This is a genomic window from Aquimarina intermedia, assembly GCF_008124785.1.
Taxonomy (GTDB): Bacteria; Bacteroidota; Bacteroidia; order Flavobacteriales; family Flavobacteriaceae; genus Aquimarina; species Aquimarina intermedia.
In genome coordinates, this window is record NZ_VNHU01000008.1 from 134,425 (window position 1) to 152,541 (window position 18,117).

Genomic DNA, 18,117 nt, shown 5'->3' on the forward strand with positions numbered 1-18,117 from the left:
ATTATTGAACTGAGGTTATACTTGCTTCTTCAAAACTAGCCATAGCGTTTAGAAAATTCACTGCCGATACAAGAAGCGGATAAGCGACAGCACTACCCGTTCCTTCACCAAGTCTAAGCTGTAGCGACAGCAATGGTTTCTGATCTAAGAATGCTAACATTTTTGAATGACCTTGCTCTCCCGAAGTGTGGGCGAATACACAATAATCAACTACATCCTTATGTATTGCATGTGCTATTAAAAGCGCTGAGGTTACTATAAACCCATCGATTAGAATAGTCATTTTTAGTTCTGCTGCCTTTAGGATAGCGCCGGTGATCATGGCAATTTCAAAACCACCAAAAGTAGCTAGGGCATCTATAAACGATTGAGGTGTATGCTTTTTAAACACTTCGGTAAGAATATTTTGTTTTTGGGTGATTCTATCCTTTGACAGTCCCGTACCTGCTCCTACACATTCCGCGATCGGAAGTTTTGTAATATAAGCCATCAATAAGGTCGCCGAGGAGGTGTTACCAATTCCCATTTCGCCAAATCCAACCACATTACACCCATCATTATATATCTTAGTAACAATCTCAGCTCCCTTCTGTATTGCTTTTTTGCATTCAATTATAGTCATTGCAGGAGCGTATTGATAGTTTTGCGTTCCATAATTTATTTTTGCATGGATAAGATCAGGATGTTTTTCGAATTTATAATTCACACCTGCATCTACAATTTGTAATGCGATATCATGTTGTTTGCAAAAGACGTTGATTGCAGCCCCTCCATTGAGAAAATTGAGTACCATTTGCGAAGTAACTTCCTGTGGATAGGGGTTTACTTGATTTTCTTTTGCAATACCATGATCTCCGGCAAACACTAATATGGTTGGTTTTTTCAATGTTGGTTGATCCGTTTGCTGTATCATTCCTATTCGATACGCTAAGCTTTCTAACATGCCCAAAGCACTTATCGGTTTAGTTTTTCCGTCAATCTTGTTTCGGAGTTTCTTGCTCAGTTCTTTAGTATGAATGGTTTTAATAGAAAACATCATTGGATCAAATTCTTTTTCTTTAGATTATTTTATTGTTACAGGAATACCAGATACCATTAGAATAGCTTGATCAGCATGCTTTGCAATATGTTGATTCATCCAACCTTGTAACTCTGTGAATTTTCTGCCTATTTCGGTGGATGCGTGTACGCCCATTCCGATTTCGTTAGAAATAATAATAACATTGGCATCAATTTTTAATATTTTATCAAATTCAACTTTCGCTAATTGAAGAGATTCTTCGATATCGTTTTTTGTATCCACAAAATAATTAGTCAGCCATAACGTGACACAATCTATAACCACCGTGGTTTTGGGGAGGATAACATTGGATAATTCTTTTTCTTCCTCGATAGAAGTCCAACGGTGATCTCTGTCTGCGATATGTCGATTGATTCGTTGCTGATGTTGTTTATCCCAAATGCGTGAAGTTGCTAAGTAGCATGGATTGGGGTGCAAGGTTATCGCTAAATTTTGAGCGTAGCTACTCTTTCCTGATCGTTCTCCGCCGGTTATGTAATAGATCATTTTACAAGATTTTGAAAAGCGAAGGTACTAGTATTATCAATTTATAAAGGAATCAGTTCTTGTTTTTTAAAGAAATAGTTTTACTTTCGCCCAGAATTTTGGTTCGAAGGCACGAGGTATAGTGCCCAAGATTAAAAGGGAATTAGGTGACTGTACAGTTTAAAAACTCATAGAAATCCTAAGCTGTTCCCGCAACTGTAAGCTCAGCTATCATCGTGTGGATGATAGTGTTTATTGTCAAATCTGCTAAAACCACTGCTTCATTTTGAGAATTAAATCTCAATACTAGGCGGGAAGGTAGACAATAAGACGCAAGCCAGGAGACCTGCCATGTTCACGAGTATCAAACTTTCGGGATAAAGGTTTGGGTATGGGGAGACTACATACTTTTTTCCGGTTTTAATAAACTAAGTTTTTATAGTAATGAACAAAAAAACTATGCTTGGGACCGCACTTTGTATATGGGCGGCTCAACTAATTACCAGTCAGGAAACAACATCACAACAACCTATTAATGAATTAGAAGAAGTTGTTGTTTCAGATTCAAAATTTGATTTAAAGAGAGAACAAAGCGGTAAGGTAATTACTAAGATTACAGCGCAGGAACTAGAAAAAAGTCAGGGGCAATCTGTTGCAACCGTGCTCAATCGAGTTGCCGGAATCTATATGAACGGTTCTAATAATGCGGCAGGAGAAGTTATTAATACCTATGTACGAGGAGGACGTAACCGTCAAGTTGTTATTCGTATTAATGGTGTAACGGTTAATGATCCCTCAAAAATAAATGGAGAATTTGATTTGCGGTTGTTGTCTGTTAATCAAATAGAGAGTATTGAAGTTTTAAAAGGATCGTCGAGTACGCTTTATGGATCAGGGGCGGCCACTGCAGTAATTAATATTACCTTAAAAAAAGAAAGCAAAGACAAAATTGCTGCAAATTTTGAGTCTAGTATTGGCTCAAATCAGTCACAGGAAGACCAAGATTACGACATTCAGGAATTTGTGAATTCGGCTTCTGTAAATGGAACTTTGGGTAAGTTTTCTTATCTCGCGAGTTTTGGCAATCAATATGCAGATGGGTTGTCAGCGGCAGAGTCCCCGGATGACTCTTCAGAAACGTTTGAAAAGGATTTTTTCAATAAGTACAACGTGTATACTAAAGCCGGTTATAAAGTTAATGATCGCTTTAAGTTTCATTTTTTCGGTGCTATGGACTTTTTTGACAGTAGTTATGATGACGGTGCTCGTGTAGATGGCAATAATAATGCGTCCAATGAACAATTACGAGCCGGCAGTTACTGGGAATATAAGTATACTAAAGGTAGTTTTATCTTTACAGATAGCTATGCTTTGTTGGATAGAGATTTTGAAACGGATACCTATGCTTCAAGATCAGAGAGTAGATTATATACTTTTGATGCTTATAATAAATATCGCTTTAAAGATTCATTCTATACGATACTGGGGGTCAATGGGGCGTATAGTGATTACAATGGATACAGTGCATTTGGTCGAGATTTACCTTTAAATAGGGATATTGATGACAATCAAGCAGATTTTGATATTGTGGATCCTTATTTTAATATTGTCTACGCTTCAAAAATAGGATTAAATATCAACGCCGGAGCTCGCTTAAATACTCATAGTGAGTATGGTACACATTTGGTATATTCCATGAATCCTTCATATACCTTTGAGTTTGGAGATAATTATATAAAAGGATTAGCCTCTTATAGTACTGCTTATATAACTCCGTCACTTTTTCAGCTATACTCTCCACTCTACGGTAATTTAGACTTGGAGCCAGAAGAGAATACTACGATAGAAGGAGGTTTAGAACTCTTTTTGAATAAAAAGACGCGAATAAGTACGGTGTATTTTAGAAGAGACGAGAAAAATTTTGTGGATTTTGTAGATCTTGGCAGTTTTGTATACCAATACCAAAATGTGGCAGAGGATTTCACTACTTCAGGAATAGAGGTAGAAATGAATACACAACTGTTAGACGATAAATTGCAGCTCTCCGGAAACTTTACGTATACGAAGATAGATGAAGAGTTATCTCAAATCCGCATTCCTGAGATAATGTTTAACGTAACTACGGGATATCAATTAAATAAGACAACCTTTGCGTCTTTATCGTACCGATATAATGATGATCGGGAAGATAGTTTTTATAACGCAACTACCTTTGAAGTAGAGGATGTGACTTTAGAAGGTTTTGGGTTGCTTGATTTTTATATCAATCATAAACTTTTATCCAACATGAATGTATTTGCGAGTGTTTCCAATATAACCAATGAAGATTTTCAAGAATCTTTTGGATACAGCACCCGTGGCAGAAATGCTAAAATTGGATTTAGTTTGAGTTTTTAAATAGCCAACGAATCAAATACATTACACCAAAAAAAGCCTTCTATGTATGTAGAAGGCTTTGGTTTTTTGTGGATATATGGTTTTAGTTATCGTATGAAATCAACTTTATCATGATCAATATACATACGTTGGTAGGTAGGATTAAACATGTTGCTTTCTCCTAAGATTTCCATTTCTTCGATAAAACCATTTTTGCGTTTTGCATTTGGATCTGCCGGGAGCACACCATTGACAATATACTCTAAAGCAGCATTTAAGAATGGTTCAGTAGGTTCTCCTAAAATCCCAAGATTACTTATTTTTTCTCTGAAATTAACATCTGGAGCTAAACCATTTACAAAATCAGTTTTGCCGACTTTATTAGCCGATTTTAAGACTAACGGCTGAATTGCATAGGTATGTTCTGTACTAGCTCCTTCTCTTCCAAAATTATCTGAATCATAGAGTGTGATAGAAGCTTGAAATTTACCGGTAGTAGTGTCTCCGATTTTCTTTGTTTCAATATATGGGTCTAGACCATTGATTACCAATTCACTTGCCGATGCACTACGATCTGTAGTCAATATGTAAACTCTCGATAAGTTCAATGAATTTATTGGAGCTCCCGTTCGAATCGTATCTCTAAAACGATTGATTAATCGCTCAGGATCTTGAGCATTAAATGCAGCTTGTAATTCTTTATTCCAGATTTCTTTAGAAAAAATATCTCCGGTGAATTGTCCTGTGATCATCGCAGATAAATCGATCGCTGTTCTTACAGAACCACCTCCATTATATCTCAAATCCAATATTAAATCATTGATTCCGGCAGCTTTTAGATCGCCAAACGCAGTATTCAATTGCGCGTCAAAATCGCCAACAAAACTATTATACATAAGGTATCCGATCTTTTGACCTTGATATTCGATCACTTTACTAATATATACAGGGTTTTCCGTATATTCTGATTGCGTTAAGCTAATTTCTTGATTACGTGAAGTTACATTACCATCGCTGTCTACGAATGCTAAACCAATGGTATAGGTGGTTTGACCGAATAGCGTATTAAAATCCGACGATCTAGTTAACTTTTCGCCATTAATAGTATTAAAAACATCACCTCTCTTTACACCTTTAGCTTCAGCATCTGTACCGGGAAGCACATAGCGTACAAATCCAATCACATCATTAGAACCTTGGCTTACCAATGCTAAGGAAAAATCCATTCCGTTACTTTTAGATACACCGCTAAATGATTGTTCAAGTTGTACATAATTATCAGTAAGAAAGCTAAATCGATCTTGCTCTGATTGTAAATTTGCATAAAGCTCTTCCGGTGAAATAAAAGTGGCGAGAAATTTATTAAGCTCGGTAGTATTAGCAAATGCATCGTTGGCTAATTTAGGAACATCCTCTTTATACAGATATACTTGGTTCATACCGTTCCATATGAACTGATCCAGGCCTTGATCCTTATTGGTGACATCAGACGTAGGTTGTTGATTATTTTGTGTAATAGTATCATCGGTTGAACATGCAACTATGGCAGCTAAACTTATTACACTAAGTGATAACTTTAAAATATTCATGCTATTTGTTAATTTTTTGCTAAAAATACGATATTATTTTAATTGTCGAGTGGATATTTAATCTTTAACGTTGTTAATCTTTATACATTCTATGATAGGTAGGGGAGGTCATCTTACTTTCGCCGACAGTTTTTAGGTAGGTATTTTGATAAGAGATTTTTGCTCCCTGAATATTATTTAAAGCGGTTTGTAACAATCGTTCATTGGGATCTCCTAACGTACCAAGGTTGGAATAATCTTCGGTCACCTCAATGTCGGGAGAAAACCCCTGAAAGTAATCTGTAAAACCTACAGAATTCACAGATTTTAAGACTAACGGTTGTATCGCATAGGTATGATTAGGACTGGCTCCTTGTCTTGAAAAATTTTCAGAATCATAGAGTGTGATAGAAGCTTGAAATTTACCTCTCGTAGTTGTGCCAATCGTTCGTACGCTAATGTATGGATCGAGTCCGTTAATTACTAACTCGCTTGCCGAGGCAGAACTACGTGTGGTTAGTACATATACTTTAGAAAGATTTAGTGAATTTATTGGTGCCCCGGTCCTGATTTTGGTATCAAACAAGTTAGTACTTCCAAAATCCGCTTGTCTATCCTCATTCCACTCCTCTGTAGTGAAAACCTCTCCGTTAAATTGACCAGTAATCATACTGGATAAATCAATGGCGGTAGTTACGGATCCGCCTCCATTGTATCGTAAATCTAAAACTAGTTCGGTGACTCCATCTGCCTTAAACTTTGCGAAAGCTTCATTAAGCTGGGTATCAAAATCACCAGTAAATCCGTTGTAGAAGAGATAGCCTACTTTTGTTCCGTTGAGATCAATAGTTTTAACGATGTGCACAGGATTTTCTGTATATTGAATTTTAACTAGCGTAGTAGTTTTTCCCGTAGGTGTAATTGTAGTTCCATCAAAATTTGCCAGTCCAATAGTGTAACTATCTAAATTTATTAGTTCTCTGAAATTAGATACCGTCAGTTGTGTTCCATTAATTGTGTTAAATATATCTCCGCGTTTTATACCTTTACTCTCGGCATCGGTTCCCGGTAGCACATAACGAACATAACCGAAAACATTCGTATCACTGTTAGGGTACAGTTTTAAACCAAACTCCATTCCGTTGTTCATGGTGATACCGTCAAAAGCTTGCTCCAGGGCGATATAATCATCAACCAAAAAACTGAATTCATCAACAGGAGCACGAAGTGATTCAAAAAGAAGCTCCGGAGTTGCAAAACCCTCTAGATAGGTATTGTATTGATTATTTGAGGTAAAAAAAGAATTGCCTAATTCGGGAATTTCAGATTTGTAGAGATAAAAGGTATTCATACCTTTCCAAATAAAATCATTTATGCTTGTTACAGAAGCATCCTGAATCTCATCATCTTGATCTTTAAAACACGATTGAAAGAGCAAAGCCACTGTAATAATTGGTAGTATAAATTTTAATACTTTCATAATTACGATTATTAATATGCTTTAAAAGTAAGCGTTTATTATTATTTTCAAAAAGATTGTAATAAATTAGATAGTTAGTCGTCTCCCTAGTATAAAGCTGACAACTTTATAATCACCAACCAATCATGAAAGAAGAAGTTTTTTTAAAATTAACAAATAGTTTTAGCGATAAGCTTTATCGTGTTGCAAAGCGATTGTTAATTAGTAACGAAGAGGCCGAAGATGCCCTTCAGGAAGTGCTATTGAAATTATGGAAACGAAAAAAAACAATAGCAAAATATAAAAGTCCGGAAGCTTTAGCAATAACCATGACAAAAAATTATTGTTACGATAAGCTAAAGGCTAAATCATCTGGAAATGTCAAAATTGAACACGCTAATTATACCGATGAGCACACATCTTTGCAGCATCAGATTGAGGCAAAGAATAGTATGGAGTGGGTCCATAAGATCATCAATACTTTACCTGAACAGCAACGATTGGTGATACAATTGAGGGATATTGAGCAATTTGACACCTCAGAGGTAGCGGCGATGTTGACAATGAATGAAAATGCGGTGAGAGTTGCACTGTCTCGAGGAAGAAAGGTGCTAAGAGAAGAATTGATAAAAAAACAAAACTATGGAATTGTATAAAATTAAGGAATTACTAACCGTTTACTTCGAAGGTGAATCTACGGTTGACGATGAAAAGATTTTACGGAAGTATTTTTCTGGCAACGATGTGGCACCAGAATTGGAACAGTATAAGAGATTGTTTGCATATTTTGAGTATGCTCAAAAGGATACGTCTGTTGTCAAGGATAATCTCGAGACTAATACAAAGGCAGAACCCTTACGTTTGCGTTATGCCGGTTTAGCAATAGCGGCTTCCATAGCATTATTGGCAGGAATCTTTATTTTCAATCCGGAGACGACAAATCAAAATGATTTGGGCACCTATGAGGATCCTCACATTGCATTACAAAAAACTAAAGAAGTACTTCAGTTAGTTTCAAAATACATGAATGAGGGAACAGATGACTTAGTGTACTTAAACGAAATTGAAAAAACTAAAGAGAAATTTATAAAATAATAAGAGAAGTAGAATTTAATAATAAACAAATTTATAATACAATAATTATGAAGAAGTTAGCCCTTTTAATAGCAGTAGTTATGATTACATCAATCTCAAATGCTCAAAGCAATTTTGATAAATATGAGAATATGAAAGAAGTGTCCTCTATGGTCATGACAAGTAAAATGTTTAAACTGCTTAGTAAAATAGACTTTGAGAGCAGTGATCAAGAGACACAGCAATATATAAATCTGGTAGAAAATATTAAAAACATTAAGGTGTTTGCAACCGAGAATCAGTCTATTGGCAAAAAAATGAAAGCAGACGTTAATGCATACCTAAAAACTGCAACCCTAGATGAATTGATGCGTGTAAACAGTGATGGTAAGAACATCAAGTTTTACTCAAAACCCGGAAAAGATGAAAATTATGTGAGTGAGTTATTTATGTTCTTAGAAGGAGGAACAGAGAAAAACGGTCCTGGAACTGTAATTCTAACAATTACCGGTAATATAGATCTTAGACAAGTCTCCAAACTTGCTGATGATTTAAACATACCTGGAGGAAAAGAATTGAAAAATGTAGAAAAAAAGAATAAATAGTTTTCTAAGTAACAGAGTCATTCATAATCAATCAAAAAACAACAGAAATGAAAAGTATCATAAATACAATACTGGTAGCGTTGCTTCTAGTTGGATGTCAGAATTCACAATCACTTCAGACTTATTTTGTAGATCATCAAGAGGATTCAGATTTTATATCAGTGGATATCCCTTCAAGTTTACTTAACTCCAAAGAGATTGAGCTGGGAGCAGAAGAGCAGGAAGCTTTGAGTAGTATAAAAAAAGTTAATGTACTAGCATTACCTTATAAAGAAGGGACTGAGGCTAAATACGAAACAGAAAAGCAAACCATACTGAGCATTTTAAAATCGGAGCAATATGAAACTTTGATGCGATTCGGTTCTGATGGAGCTACGGTGGAGCTAAAATATGTCGGGGATGAGGATAGGATCGATGAGGTGGTAATTTTTGCCAGCGATCAAAAGAAAGGCCTGGCAATTGTTCGCGTACTTGGAGATGATATTAAGCCTGAAAAAATCGCAAAATTGGTGAAATCTGTTGAAAGCGGTAAGATGGATATGGCTGGCTTAAATGCAATAGCTAAATTCTTGAAGTAATTTTTCTGAACAAATTTATTAGATTTTTATTAAAATAAAGTGCGACATCAAACGAATGTCGCACTTTTTTATAGCAATGAATGGATATACTATATCCCTGTATAATTAGATGGTGTAATTTGTTTTAATTCATCCTTAATTTCAATGGATACCTCTAAAGTATCAATAAAATTATGAATGGACTTTTGATTGATTATGTCATTCGTACGAGTCAGACCTTTCAAAGCTTCATAAGGATTTGGATAGCCTTCTCTTCTCAAAATAGTCTGTATAGCTTCGGCAACCACAGCCCAATTAGCTTCAAGATCTTTAGCAAATTTTTCTTCGTTTAATAAAAGTTTATTTAAACCTTTAATGGTTGCCTGAAAGGCAATAAGCGTATGTCCAAAGGGAACACCGATATTCCGCAAAACAGTGCTATCCGTTAAGTCTCGTTGTAATCGACTAACAGGTAATTTAGCAGATAAATGTTCGAATAGCGCATTAGCAATCCCAATATTACCTTCACTGTTTTCAAAATCAATAGGATTTACCTTATGTGGCATCGCTGACGATCCTACTTCGCCTTTTTTTATCTTTTGTTTGAAGTAATCCATAGAAACATACGTCCAAACATCTCTATCTAGATCCAAAATGATAGTGTTGATACGCTTCAAACCATCAAAAAGCGCAGCTACGTGATCGTAATGTTCAATTTGAGTAGTAGGGAAGGAGTGATGCAAACCCAAAGTATCCTGAACAAACCGTGTTCCGAATTTTTTCCAGTCTATAGAAGGATATGCTACCTTATGAGCATTATAATTTCCTGTAGCACCACCGAACTTAGCAGCACTTGGAATATCTTTAAGAAGGCCAAATTGTGCCTCAAGGCGAGTAACATAGACTTGTAATTCTTTTCCTAACCGAGTAGGGGAAGCAGGCTGTCCGTGTGTTCGTGCTAGCATGGGTATATCCTCCCATTCGTTCACTAATTTTTTCAGAGCTTCGACTAACTCCGTATACTGTGGAATGTAAACCGAATTCATAACCTCTTTAATACTTAACGGGATAGCCGTGTTGTTGATATCCTGAGAAGTAAGACCAAAATGAATAAATTCTTTGTATTGCTGTAAACCTAACAGATCAAATTTATCCTTGATAAAATATTCGACCGCCTTAACATCATGGTTTGTTACTTTTTCTATCTCCTTAATGGCTAAGGCATCCTCGGTAGAGAAATCGGTATACACCGCTCTTAATTTTGAATATAAGTTTTTGTCAACTGATTGAAGTTGCGGTAGCGGTTGTTCACATAGCGCAATAAAATATTCTATTTCTACTAAGATGCGGTATTTAATTAAAGCTTCTTCACTGAAATAAGAACTTAAGGCTTTCGTTTTTGAGGCATATCGTCCATCGATGGGTGATATAGCTTTTAATGCTGAGATTGACATAGTTGTTGTTGTGTTGATTTTTTTTTTTGAAAAACGCAAAGATAAATGAATATCCTTGTAGAACACAACTTTAGCTTAAAGAAAACCAGAATAAAAGAAGTTATAAGCGTTGTAGTATCTCACGGGCTCTGGCTTTATATGCAGCAGTTTGAGATACATAATTATTCTCAAGAATGATTTTTAATTCTGGGTGTATCCATTTAAATTCGGTGCCTAAGTGCAGTAAACACGTCATACTATACGCTTTTGGGGCAACTCTCTGGTCTGTAATCAGCCAATCAAAACAAATGGATGTAATGGCTTTGCGGTTGTCAAGAGAGAACGTATGTATATTGTTATTCTCATAATGTTCAATAATAAGATACTCACAAATTTTGGCAGCAGGCCTTACCCCTGAATCTAAATGAATTTTTGGTAGTAAATTTATGAAGCGATCCAAGTGAGGCAGTAGGTTTTGAATAGAATCTCTACACATAAATTCGAGACCCCATAGTGCCTTGTAAGAGACGGTAGAATTAATTTTTTCGGCGACATCCAAAACTTCTGCTACTGAAATGGTCTTTGTTCTTAGTAGTAAACAGAATTTTTCACGTTTTTGCTTAGAGTGATCTAACAGCTCTAATTCGCTATGTAAATCCATTATGAAACGTTTATTTAAATTTTAAGGTTGCATTAATTATGCGTTTTTTATAAGTAAATCAACCAAGTCAGGAACCGCTAAGGTGGCTTTTTTAGGGATTATTTTAATGTTTTTGTGCGAACTGTATTGGGGATTAGGGTCAATATAGAAAATCTCTGTTGTTGTTGCATATTCAATCAAACTAGCTGCTGGGTAGACCTGCATAGAAGTACCGATTATACATACTACATCAGCTTTTCTGGTTATTTCAATAGCTTTGTCAAATAGAGGAACATCTTCACCAAACCAGACGATATGTGGACGCAGCTGTGATTTGTGCTCACAAAGATCACCCAGATTTAAATCATTTTTCCAATCAAAAATCAGGTTCTCATCAAACTGACTGCGAACTTTTAATAACTCGCCGTGAAGATGAAGCACCTGAGTACTCCCTGCGCGTTCATGCAGATCATCTACATTTTGCGTAATGATAGATACATTATAGAAATCCTCTAACGTAACTAAAGCAGCATGAGCTTTATTAGGGTTCACCTTCAATAATTGTTTTCTTCGCTGATTATAAAAATCCAAAACGGTAGTAGGGCTATTTCTCCAGCCGATAGGAGAAGCGACTTCCATAATATCGTGCCCTTCCCAAAGACCATTACTATCTCTAAAAGTTTTCAAACCACTTTCAGCACTCATGCCAGCGCCAGATAGAATAACTATATTTTTCATGCCTTATAGGATTTAATTTTATATCGAAAGATAAATTATATTTAATAGATTTTAATTATAATTCGGAGTATTTGATTAATTTATATCTATTGAATAATTTTTTTTGAGTACGTTTTAAGTTCTTAAAACGCGTTTTTTCATAAAACGATATAGCTAGTACACTTCGGGATTAATAAGGGCAGTAGTACGCCTTATTTTAATTCTTTTGTGGATTGATGTAGTTTTGAATATACTGTAGCAAAAAGCATCACTTTTTAAAGTAATTAATATGTGGTTATACCTCAAAGGTTTTTGCGCTATATCCTTTATATTGTTTTCTATATAAGGCAAAATTCAATAGTCTATGTTCATGGTAAATCAATAAATTTTCATATATAATTATAGATACAAATCGGAATATACTAGCATAGGTCTCAAATGTAAATAATAATATACATATGTTATGTGAAATTCAGTAATTGGGTATTTTGAGAAACATATGTACTCTTTAAAAATTGAATTACACTTAAACTGAATATAGACTTAGGAAAGTATATGTAAGTAAGTATCGAAACGATTAAAATTGCAGGTTTTCGAAGCGTGTGTATAGTATACTATATAAGTGTAATCTTTTGTTTTGATATAATATCGGGGAATTTTCTAATTGTCAAATAAAATTTTAGATGTATTTTGAAAACGGCAATCAACCTTTTTAACATGATAACTAGTTAATTATGAACCCTCATATTTGGTTAGTTGAAAGAAACGTTGTACATTTGAGAAGTCGAACTGAAAAACAGGGATCATTGATAGTCGTTCTTCAACATAGATAATAATAAATAAAAATAAGTGATCTAAATTATATATGTATTATTTTATATATATAAGTAGTATGATAAAAATTAATTAAACCAATTTAAGTATGAAAGCTGTTAAAACTATTTTTGCGTTGTTAGTATTAGCTACTGTATTTGTAGCTTGTGAATCAGAAAATGTGAACGACGAAATCGGTCTGGATGTCAATGAAATTCTTGCTACTGAAGATGCAGGAGGTGAGATTCTACCGCCTACCGATGAAGAGTAAAGAAATCAAAATTTTATAAGAAAGCAACGATATGATCGTTGCTTTTTTTTTGTTTTTTTTCTAAATCATTAGCTTGTTTTTTATGGGATACTTGATTTAATTCTAATAAAAATTGATAAAATACAGATTAACCTCTTTTAATTTAAAATCTATTTATTAATTTAACCCTTTAAGAAATTTTTATGATTTTAAAATTACCGGTTAGGTTTATTCTTTTGGCTTTCGCTGTAATAGTTTCGTGTTCTAAAACTAAAGACGATTACGACAATCTGAACGATTCCTCAAAGGCAGAACTCATGACGACAAAATATTTGAAGAATGCAAATAATAGAGATCTTACGGCCGATGAACGTTTAGCGAGTGCAAATAGCGCTTCTTATTGGAATTCAAAATTAATTGATGATACTCAAAAGCGACGTAATTTTACTAGAATAGGATTAACATATTACTATTTAGGAGAATACGACAATTTTAAACTAGAGAATTTAAAAGGGTTAAAATTATCTAAAGAGCTTAAAGATTCGGTAGGCATAGCAAAGTCCTACGTTAACATTGGGTCTTTTTATAACTATCGAGACCAATTAGATAGTTCATTTTATTACTTCTACAATGCAGTAAAAATTTACAATTCTTTAGAAAATCCCAATAGCACAAATCACGGGACAACTTTATTTAACCTTGCGATTGTTCAAAAAAACTTTAAAGATTATGTGGGAGCTGAGGCAAGTATTATTCGGGCTATCGATCACTTTAAGACCGTTGATAATCCTTTATACTTATACTCCTGCTATAACAATTTAGGTATAATTTCAAAAGAACAGGGGCGTTACGAAGATGCAATTCAGAATTATCAGAATGCATTGACGTACGCCAGAAAGATGGATAATGGTAAGTTTAGAGAAATTCAAGCACTGAATAATATTGGAGTGGTATTCAAAAATCAAAAACTCTATGATAAGGCAATTGACTACTATATGCAAGCCTATTCCTATGACAAGATATTGGACGAAAAGCCAAAGACCAAAGCGTTATTAATCGACAATATAGCGTATGCAAAGTTTTTGTCTGGTAAAAATGAGGGAGTTTTATCTTCCTTACTAAAATCTAAAAAAATTCGAGATAGTATTGATGATAAACCAGGTTTAATTACCAATAATCTTCATCTAGCAGAGTATTTTTCCTCATTAGACCAAGATAGTAGTTCGGTTAAATATGCGCTGGTAGCAAAAAAACTTGCCAAGGACATTGGATACAATAAGGAGTTGCTTAATTCCTTAAACTTATTAAGTAAAATTGCGGTGCCATCAGATGCTTTGTATTATGCGCACGAGTATATAAAGTTAAACGATAGTTTGCAGCACCAAGAGCGAATCAGTAGTGATAAATTTGCTAGAGTCAAATTTGAAACGGACGAAATTGTAGAGAAAAACGAACAAATAAGTAGGGAAAATGAAATCCTTATTATAACCGTAGTCGGTTTATCAGCACTTTTTCTCTTGGTGTATATAATCTTTAGGCAACGTCAAAGTAATAATGAATTGTTATTTTCTCAAAAACAACAAGAGTCCAATCAAGAAATTTACCGATTGCTCTTAACTCAACAAGTTAAGTTAGAAGAAGGGCGGCAACTGGAGCAACAAAGAATGTCCGAAGAGTTACATGATGGAGTTCTGGGCCGGTTGTTCGGAGTGCGTTTGAGTTTGGATGGTATAAACCAGCGGGTTAACGATGGTTTTACAGAACATAGGACTAAATATATAGACGAATTAAAATCGATAGAGAGAGAAATCAGGTTGATTTCTCATGATTTGGGAACTGAAACGTTTTCACCCGATGTTGCCTATGTTGATGTGATCGAAAGCTTAATTAGTGATCAATGTGCAATTCATGAAATTGATTTTACGCTCTCGAATGATGAGAATATTGATTGGGAAGATATTGATGACTTTAAAAAAGTGAATATTTATAGAATTATACAGGAATCTCTTCAAAATATTTTTAAGCATGCGAATGCTGAAAAAATTGAAGTAAGTTTTAAAAACTTAGAAAATTCTATTAAATTAGTTGTTTCTGATAATGGCGTAGGTTTTAAATATGCTAAAGTGAAAAAGGGAATTGGATTAAAGAATATAAATTCCAGAGTCAAGCAAATGTATGGGGAGGTCAAATTTTTAAGTCCGAAAAATTCAGGGACAAAAATCATAGTGGATATTCCAGTGTAAAAATAAAAAAAAATCATATCTTAGTTAAGAAAATTAATCAGAATTTTCTTTCACAAACAAAAGAAATTAACCACAATTACTACTAATGAAGAAGAAGCTTAAAGTTCTTATGATTGATGATCATCCTATGATCATAGAAGGCTATAAAAACACGCTCTTGGGCGAGAACCAAAAGGAATATGCTATCACAATTGATATTGCTTCAAATTGTGATGATGCATATGAACTCATTGTAGAGTCTTCTAAATCATCAGCGCCTTATGATATGCTTTTTGTAGATATTAAATTACCACCTTCAACAGATGGAACCATTACTTCTGGAGAGGATTTAGCAAAACATGCAAAAAAACTACTTCCTAAGTCAAAGGTTATAATTCTTACCATGCACCGAGAGGATCATCGTATACACGATATTTTAAAAAATATAAACCCATCAGGCTTTTTAATAAAAAGCGATTTAACATCCAGTGAGTTACTGTTGGCTTTTAATAATATTGTGAGTGGTACTCCTTATTATAGTGCTACAGTGAATAATCACTTTAGAAAAATGATGAATAATAATTTTTCACTTGATGAGAAAAATTTAAAAATTCTATATCACCTCTCCCGAGGTGTTAAAACCAAAAATCTCCCCAACTACGTAAGTTTATCTCTCAGTGCTATAGAGAAACGTAAAAATCAGATTAAAGAAATGTTTTCAATTGCTAAAGCTGATGATCAAAAATTATTAGAAGAAGCTAGAAAACGAGGTTTTATATAATATTTCGATCGCTCGCCACATATATTTAGCTTTTTTTAAGGTTATAGAACCTATGGTAAATTTTTGTTAAGAATTTTGAAAGATGGTAGGTTGTTTGGCGTTTCATGCGTTATTTGTATATACTTATTAGAGTTTTTTCAATAATTTTTATTGATGTATTAGTTGTTGACTCGTATCGGTATACTGTGTAAAGATTCATTACGCTCAAATGTCGGTTGTATTTTGTTTTTTTTAATAAGAGCAAAATACTTTGTAGTGCATTTCATCGAAGAAAGAGGTTTTGTATCCAAATGGATGTTAATATTTTCTTTCCCTTTTATGAACTTTAAGAACATTTTGTAATCTTTACACCTTGTGATTGAACAAAATTTTTTACTCATAACCATTGCCTATGAAAATCTTTACTTATAGTTGTAAGAAGTTAAGCCTTCTTTTCTTTTTAATTATAGCTTTTACCTCACATAATACCATTGCTCAAAATTTTGAGAATGTTTCGATAGATGGTGTTGCTTCCGGTAATGCATTAAATGTATTGTTTAATGCAAGTTCTCCAACAATTCCTTCTCTTGCTTTTGTTCGAGCTCAAAAAATAGATGCCACAATAGGTAATGGAGAATTTGGGTATAGTGCTGCGGTTGATAATTTCTTCTATTCAAATCCAAATACTAGTATTACTTCCGCACCTTCGAGAATTCGAATAACATTTTTGCAGGCAGATGGAGTTACACCGATTCCATTAAATGATTTTCGTTTTGTGATTAATGATATTGATGGTATTTCCGGATCTGTGGGGACACCTCCCGAAAATGAAGCAGTAGGGGTAGATTGTAGTGATAATGTGCGATTTACGGCTACTGATATACCTACCAATATTGATATTGATACAACGCCTCCACAATTATTGTCATCTGGTACAGAAGCTGAATCAAATGGACCTGAAAGTAACTTGATGTTTGAATTTAATGACATTAGCTCAATCGAATTCGATATTTATGCAAACCCGGGTTTTGTTAAAGAATTTGATCTCAACGAAAGTGAATATGCTATCACTACCGTTTTATACTCAGTATGTACCGGAGATACCGATGGCGATGGAATTTTCGACAATTTTGATTTGGATGATGATAACGACGGAATCCTAGATGTGGTAGAAGCTGGAGGTAATGATCCTAACGGAGATGCTGATGGAGATGGTTTGCCTAACTTTAGAGACGTTATTGATAATTCAGGTGATGGAGTGGCAACCTATGATGCTAATGCTGATGGTTCTACTACCGATTATACCGATGCCAATAGTGATGGACAACCGGATGTATACGAAGCAAGTCAGGACGGAGATTCTCTGCCAAACCACTTAGATTTAGATTCTGATGGCGATGGAATTCCTGATAATGTAGAGGCACAAACCACTGCGGGCTATATTCCCCCCCGTGGTATTGTTGATGGTAACGGAGTAGACTTGGATTATACTGGTGGTTTGTCACCCATCAATATAGATGGCGATGCCTTTCCCGATTATTTAGATTTAGATGCTGATGAGGATGCGATTTCAGATACCTTTGAAGCTGGTATTACCCTAACGAATAGTGATGCCGATAACGACGGTTTAGATGACGCAATTGATCAAACAGGTGATTATACCGATCCTAATGGTTCAATTAATAACCCTAGCACCCTGCCAAACACAGGTGGTGGTCCCGAAGTTGATTTTAGAGATCCGGTAGATCTGGATAACGATACGATTGCTGATAATGTAGACTTAGATGATGATGGAGATGGTATCTATGATTTACAAGAATATGCAGCTACCTTAGATCCTTTTGGTGATGAAGATGGTGATGGATTGCCAAATGTAAAAGATACTTTTGATAATAATGGACCCAACGGTGATGGGACTAATACAGTGTATACGGATGCTAATAATGATGGCACACCGGATGCGTATGATTTTGATAACGATAGTGTTCCTAACCATCTTGACCAAGATGCCGATGGCGATGGCATTCCAGATAATGTGGAGGCTCAAACAACGGCAGGATACCTTGCACCGAGTGGTACCGATGCCAATAATGATGG

The 18,117-nt window shown here is 34.8% G+C and carries 15 protein-coding genes, 1 pseudogene and 1 riboswitch; of the genes and pseudogenes, 9 read left to right on the plus strand and 7 right to left on the minus strand.

Going from position 1 to position 18,117, the window contains the following annotated elements; genetic code table 11:
* Position 1: 1 nt before the first annotated feature.
* Both cobT and BD809_RS12420 read right to left on the minus strand, forming a co-directional pair.
* The gene (gene cobT, locus BD809_RS12415; protein ID WP_148783299.1) at positions 2-1,039 is read right to left on the minus strand and encodes a nicotinate-nucleotide--dimethylbenzimidazole phosphoribosyltransferase; all 1,038 of its coding nucleotides are present in this window, start codon (positions 1,037-1,039) and stop codon (positions 2-4) included.
* A gap of 24 nt (positions 1,040-1,063) precedes the next feature.
* Positions 1,064-1,567 carry a bifunctional adenosylcobinamide kinase/adenosylcobinamide-phosphate guanylyltransferase gene (locus BD809_RS12420; protein WP_148783300.1) on the minus strand — a complete coding sequence of 168 codons (504 nt, stop codon included), beginning with the start codon at positions 1,565-1,567 and terminating at the stop codon, positions 1,064-1,066.
* Positions 1,568-1,649: 82 nt separating this feature from the next.
* Positions 1,650-1,914: riboswitch (cobalamin riboswitch) on the plus strand.
* 76 nt (positions 1,915-1,990) lie between these two features.
* On the opposite strand from BD809_RS12420, the gene BD809_RS12425 reads away from it, so the two are divergent.
* The gene (locus BD809_RS12425; protein ID WP_148783301.1) at positions 1,991-3,943 is read left to right on the plus strand and encodes a TonB-dependent receptor plug domain-containing protein; all 1,953 of its coding nucleotides are present in this window, start codon (positions 1,991-1,993) and stop codon (positions 3,941-3,943) included.
* 86 nt (positions 3,944-4,029) lie between these two features.
* On the opposite strand, the gene BD809_RS12430 is transcribed toward BD809_RS12425, so the two are convergent.
* Both BD809_RS12430 and BD809_RS12435 read right to left on the minus strand, forming a co-directional pair.
* Positions 4,030-5,511: a S41 family peptidase gene (locus BD809_RS12430; RefSeq protein ID WP_148783302.1), complete on the minus strand. Its 1,482-nt coding sequence runs from the start codon at positions 5,509-5,511 to the stop codon at positions 4,030-4,032.
* A 73-nt stretch (positions 5,512-5,584) separates the two neighbouring features.
* Positions 5,585-6,970, minus strand: a complete 1,386-nt coding sequence (locus BD809_RS12435; protein ID WP_148783303.1) for a S41 family peptidase — start codon at positions 6,968-6,970, stop codon at positions 5,585-5,587.
* A 125-nt stretch (positions 6,971-7,095) separates the two neighbouring features.
* On the opposite strand from BD809_RS12435, the gene BD809_RS12440 reads away from it, so the two are divergent.
* From BD809_RS12440 to BD809_RS12455, 4 genes are read left to right on the plus strand one after another with little or no spacing between them, the layout of a single operon-like run.
* Entirely contained in the window at positions 7,096-7,605 is a 510-nt protein-coding gene (locus BD809_RS12440; RefSeq protein WP_148783304.1) for an RNA polymerase sigma factor, read from the plus strand.
* The gene (locus BD809_RS12445) at positions 7,592-8,044 is read left to right on the plus strand and encodes a hypothetical protein (protein WP_148783305.1); all 453 of its coding nucleotides are present in this window, start codon (positions 7,592-7,594) and stop codon (positions 8,042-8,044) included. The genes BD809_RS12440 and BD809_RS12445 overlap by 14 nt, the downstream gene beginning before the upstream one ends.
* Positions 8,045-8,091: 47 nt before the next feature.
* Positions 8,092-8,628, plus strand: coding sequence for a DUF4252 domain-containing protein (locus tag BD809_RS12450; protein WP_148783306.1), 537 nt, complete (start codon positions 8,092-8,094; stop codon positions 8,626-8,628).
* A gap of 47 nt (positions 8,629-8,675) precedes the next feature.
* Positions 8,676-9,206, plus strand: coding sequence for a DUF4252 domain-containing protein (locus BD809_RS12455; RefSeq protein ID WP_148783307.1), 531 nt, complete (start codon positions 8,676-8,678; stop codon positions 9,204-9,206).
* A gap of 89 nt (positions 9,207-9,295) precedes the next feature.
* Here the strand turns inward: BD809_RS12455 and purB are convergent, their stop codons facing one another.
* From purB to BD809_RS12470, 3 genes are all read right to left on the minus strand, one after another.
* Positions 9,296-10,639: an adenylosuccinate lyase gene (gene purB, locus BD809_RS12460; RefSeq protein ID WP_148783308.1), complete on the minus strand. Its 1,344-nt coding sequence runs from the start codon at positions 10,637-10,639 to the stop codon at positions 9,296-9,298.
* Positions 10,640-10,739: 100 nt separating this feature from the next.
* Positions 10,740-11,279: an adenylosuccinate lyase gene (locus BD809_RS12465; RefSeq protein ID WP_148783309.1), complete on the minus strand. Its 540-nt coding sequence runs from the start codon at positions 11,277-11,279 to the stop codon at positions 10,740-10,742.
* A 36-nt stretch (positions 11,280-11,315) separates the two neighbouring features.
* On the minus strand, positions 11,316-11,996 hold the full coding sequence (locus BD809_RS12470) for an SIR2 family NAD-dependent protein deacylase (RefSeq protein WP_148783310.1): 681 nt from the start codon (positions 11,994-11,996) through the stop codon (positions 11,316-11,318).
* A gap of 901 nt (positions 11,997-12,897) precedes the next feature.
* On the opposite strand from BD809_RS12470, the gene BD809_RS15640 reads away from it, so the two are divergent.
* The 4 genes and pseudogenes from BD809_RS15640 to BD809_RS12485 all read left to right on the plus strand — a co-directional run.
* Complete coding sequence (locus BD809_RS15640) at positions 12,898-13,059, plus strand: hypothetical protein (RefSeq protein ID WP_170251881.1); 162 nt, start codon at positions 12,898-12,900, stop codon at positions 13,057-13,059.
* 182 nt (positions 13,060-13,241) lie between these two features.
* Positions 13,242-15,281 carry a tetratricopeptide repeat-containing sensor histidine kinase gene (locus BD809_RS12475; protein WP_148783311.1) on the plus strand — a complete coding sequence of 680 codons (2,040 nt, stop codon included), beginning with the start codon at positions 13,242-13,244 and terminating at the stop codon, positions 15,279-15,281.
* A gap of 85 nt (positions 15,282-15,366) precedes the next feature.
* Positions 15,367-16,041 (plus strand): response regulator, encoded by a 675-nt coding sequence (locus tag BD809_RS12480; RefSeq protein WP_148783312.1) that lies wholly within the window; start codon positions 15,367-15,369, stop codon positions 16,039-16,041.
* Positions 16,042-16,432: 391 nt separating this feature from the next.
* Positions 16,433-18,117 (plus strand): annotated as a pseudogene (locus BD809_RS12485) (hypothetical protein); the annotation flags it as partial.

What these genes read in the sequence shown, in the direction of transcription:
- BD809_RS12475 (WP_148783311.1), top strand. Translation starts at nt 13,242, where the DNA reads ATGATTTTAAAATTACCGGTTAGGTTTATTCTTTTGGCTTTCGCTGTA.
- BD809_RS12425 (WP_148783301.1), top strand. Translation starts at nt 1,991, where the DNA reads ATGAACAAAAAAACTATGCTTGGGACCGCACTTTGTATATGGGCGGCT.
- BD809_RS12450 (WP_148783306.1), top strand. Translation starts at nt 8,092, where the DNA reads ATGAAGAAGTTAGCCCTTTTAATAGCAGTAGTTATGATTACATCAATC.
- BD809_RS12465 (WP_148783309.1), bottom strand. Translation starts at nt 11,279, where the DNA reads ATGGATTTACATAGCGAATTAGAGCTGTTAGATCACTCTAAGCAAAAA.
- BD809_RS12440 (WP_148783304.1), top strand. Translation starts at nt 7,096, where the DNA reads ATGAAAGAAGAAGTTTTTTTAAAATTAACAAATAGTTTTAGCGATAAG.
- BD809_RS12420 (WP_148783300.1), bottom strand. Translation starts at nt 1,567, where the DNA reads ATGATCTATTACATAACCGGCGGAGAACGATCAGGAAAGAGTAGCTAC.
- BD809_RS12480 (WP_148783312.1), top strand. Translation starts at nt 15,367, where the DNA reads ATGAAGAAGAAGCTTAAAGTTCTTATGATTGATGATCATCCTATGATC.
- BD809_RS15640 (WP_170251881.1), top strand. Translation starts at nt 12,898, where the DNA reads ATGAAAGCTGTTAAAACTATTTTTGCGTTGTTAGTATTAGCTACTGTA.
- purB (WP_148783308.1), bottom strand. Translation starts at nt 10,639, where the DNA reads ATGTCAATCTCAGCATTAAAAGCTATATCACCCATCGATGGACGATAT.
- cobT (WP_148783299.1), bottom strand. Translation starts at nt 1,039, where the DNA reads ATGATGTTTTCTATTAAAACCATTCATACTAAAGAACTGAGCAAGAAA.
- BD809_RS12470 (WP_148783310.1), bottom strand. Translation starts at nt 11,996, where the DNA reads ATGAAAAATATAGTTATTCTATCTGGCGCTGGCATGAGTGCTGAAAGT.
- BD809_RS12430 (WP_148783302.1), bottom strand. Translation starts at nt 5,511, where the DNA reads ATGAATATTTTAAAGTTATCACTTAGTGTAATAAGTTTAGCTGCCATA.
- BD809_RS12435 (WP_148783303.1), bottom strand. Translation starts at nt 6,970, where the DNA reads ATGAAAGTATTAAAATTTATACTACCAATTATTACAGTGGCTTTGCTC.
- BD809_RS12455 (WP_148783307.1), top strand. Translation starts at nt 8,676, where the DNA reads ATGAAAAGTATCATAAATACAATACTGGTAGCGTTGCTTCTAGTTGGA.
- BD809_RS12445 (WP_148783305.1), top strand. Translation starts at nt 7,592, where the DNA reads ATGGAATTGTATAAAATTAAGGAATTACTAACCGTTTACTTCGAAGGT.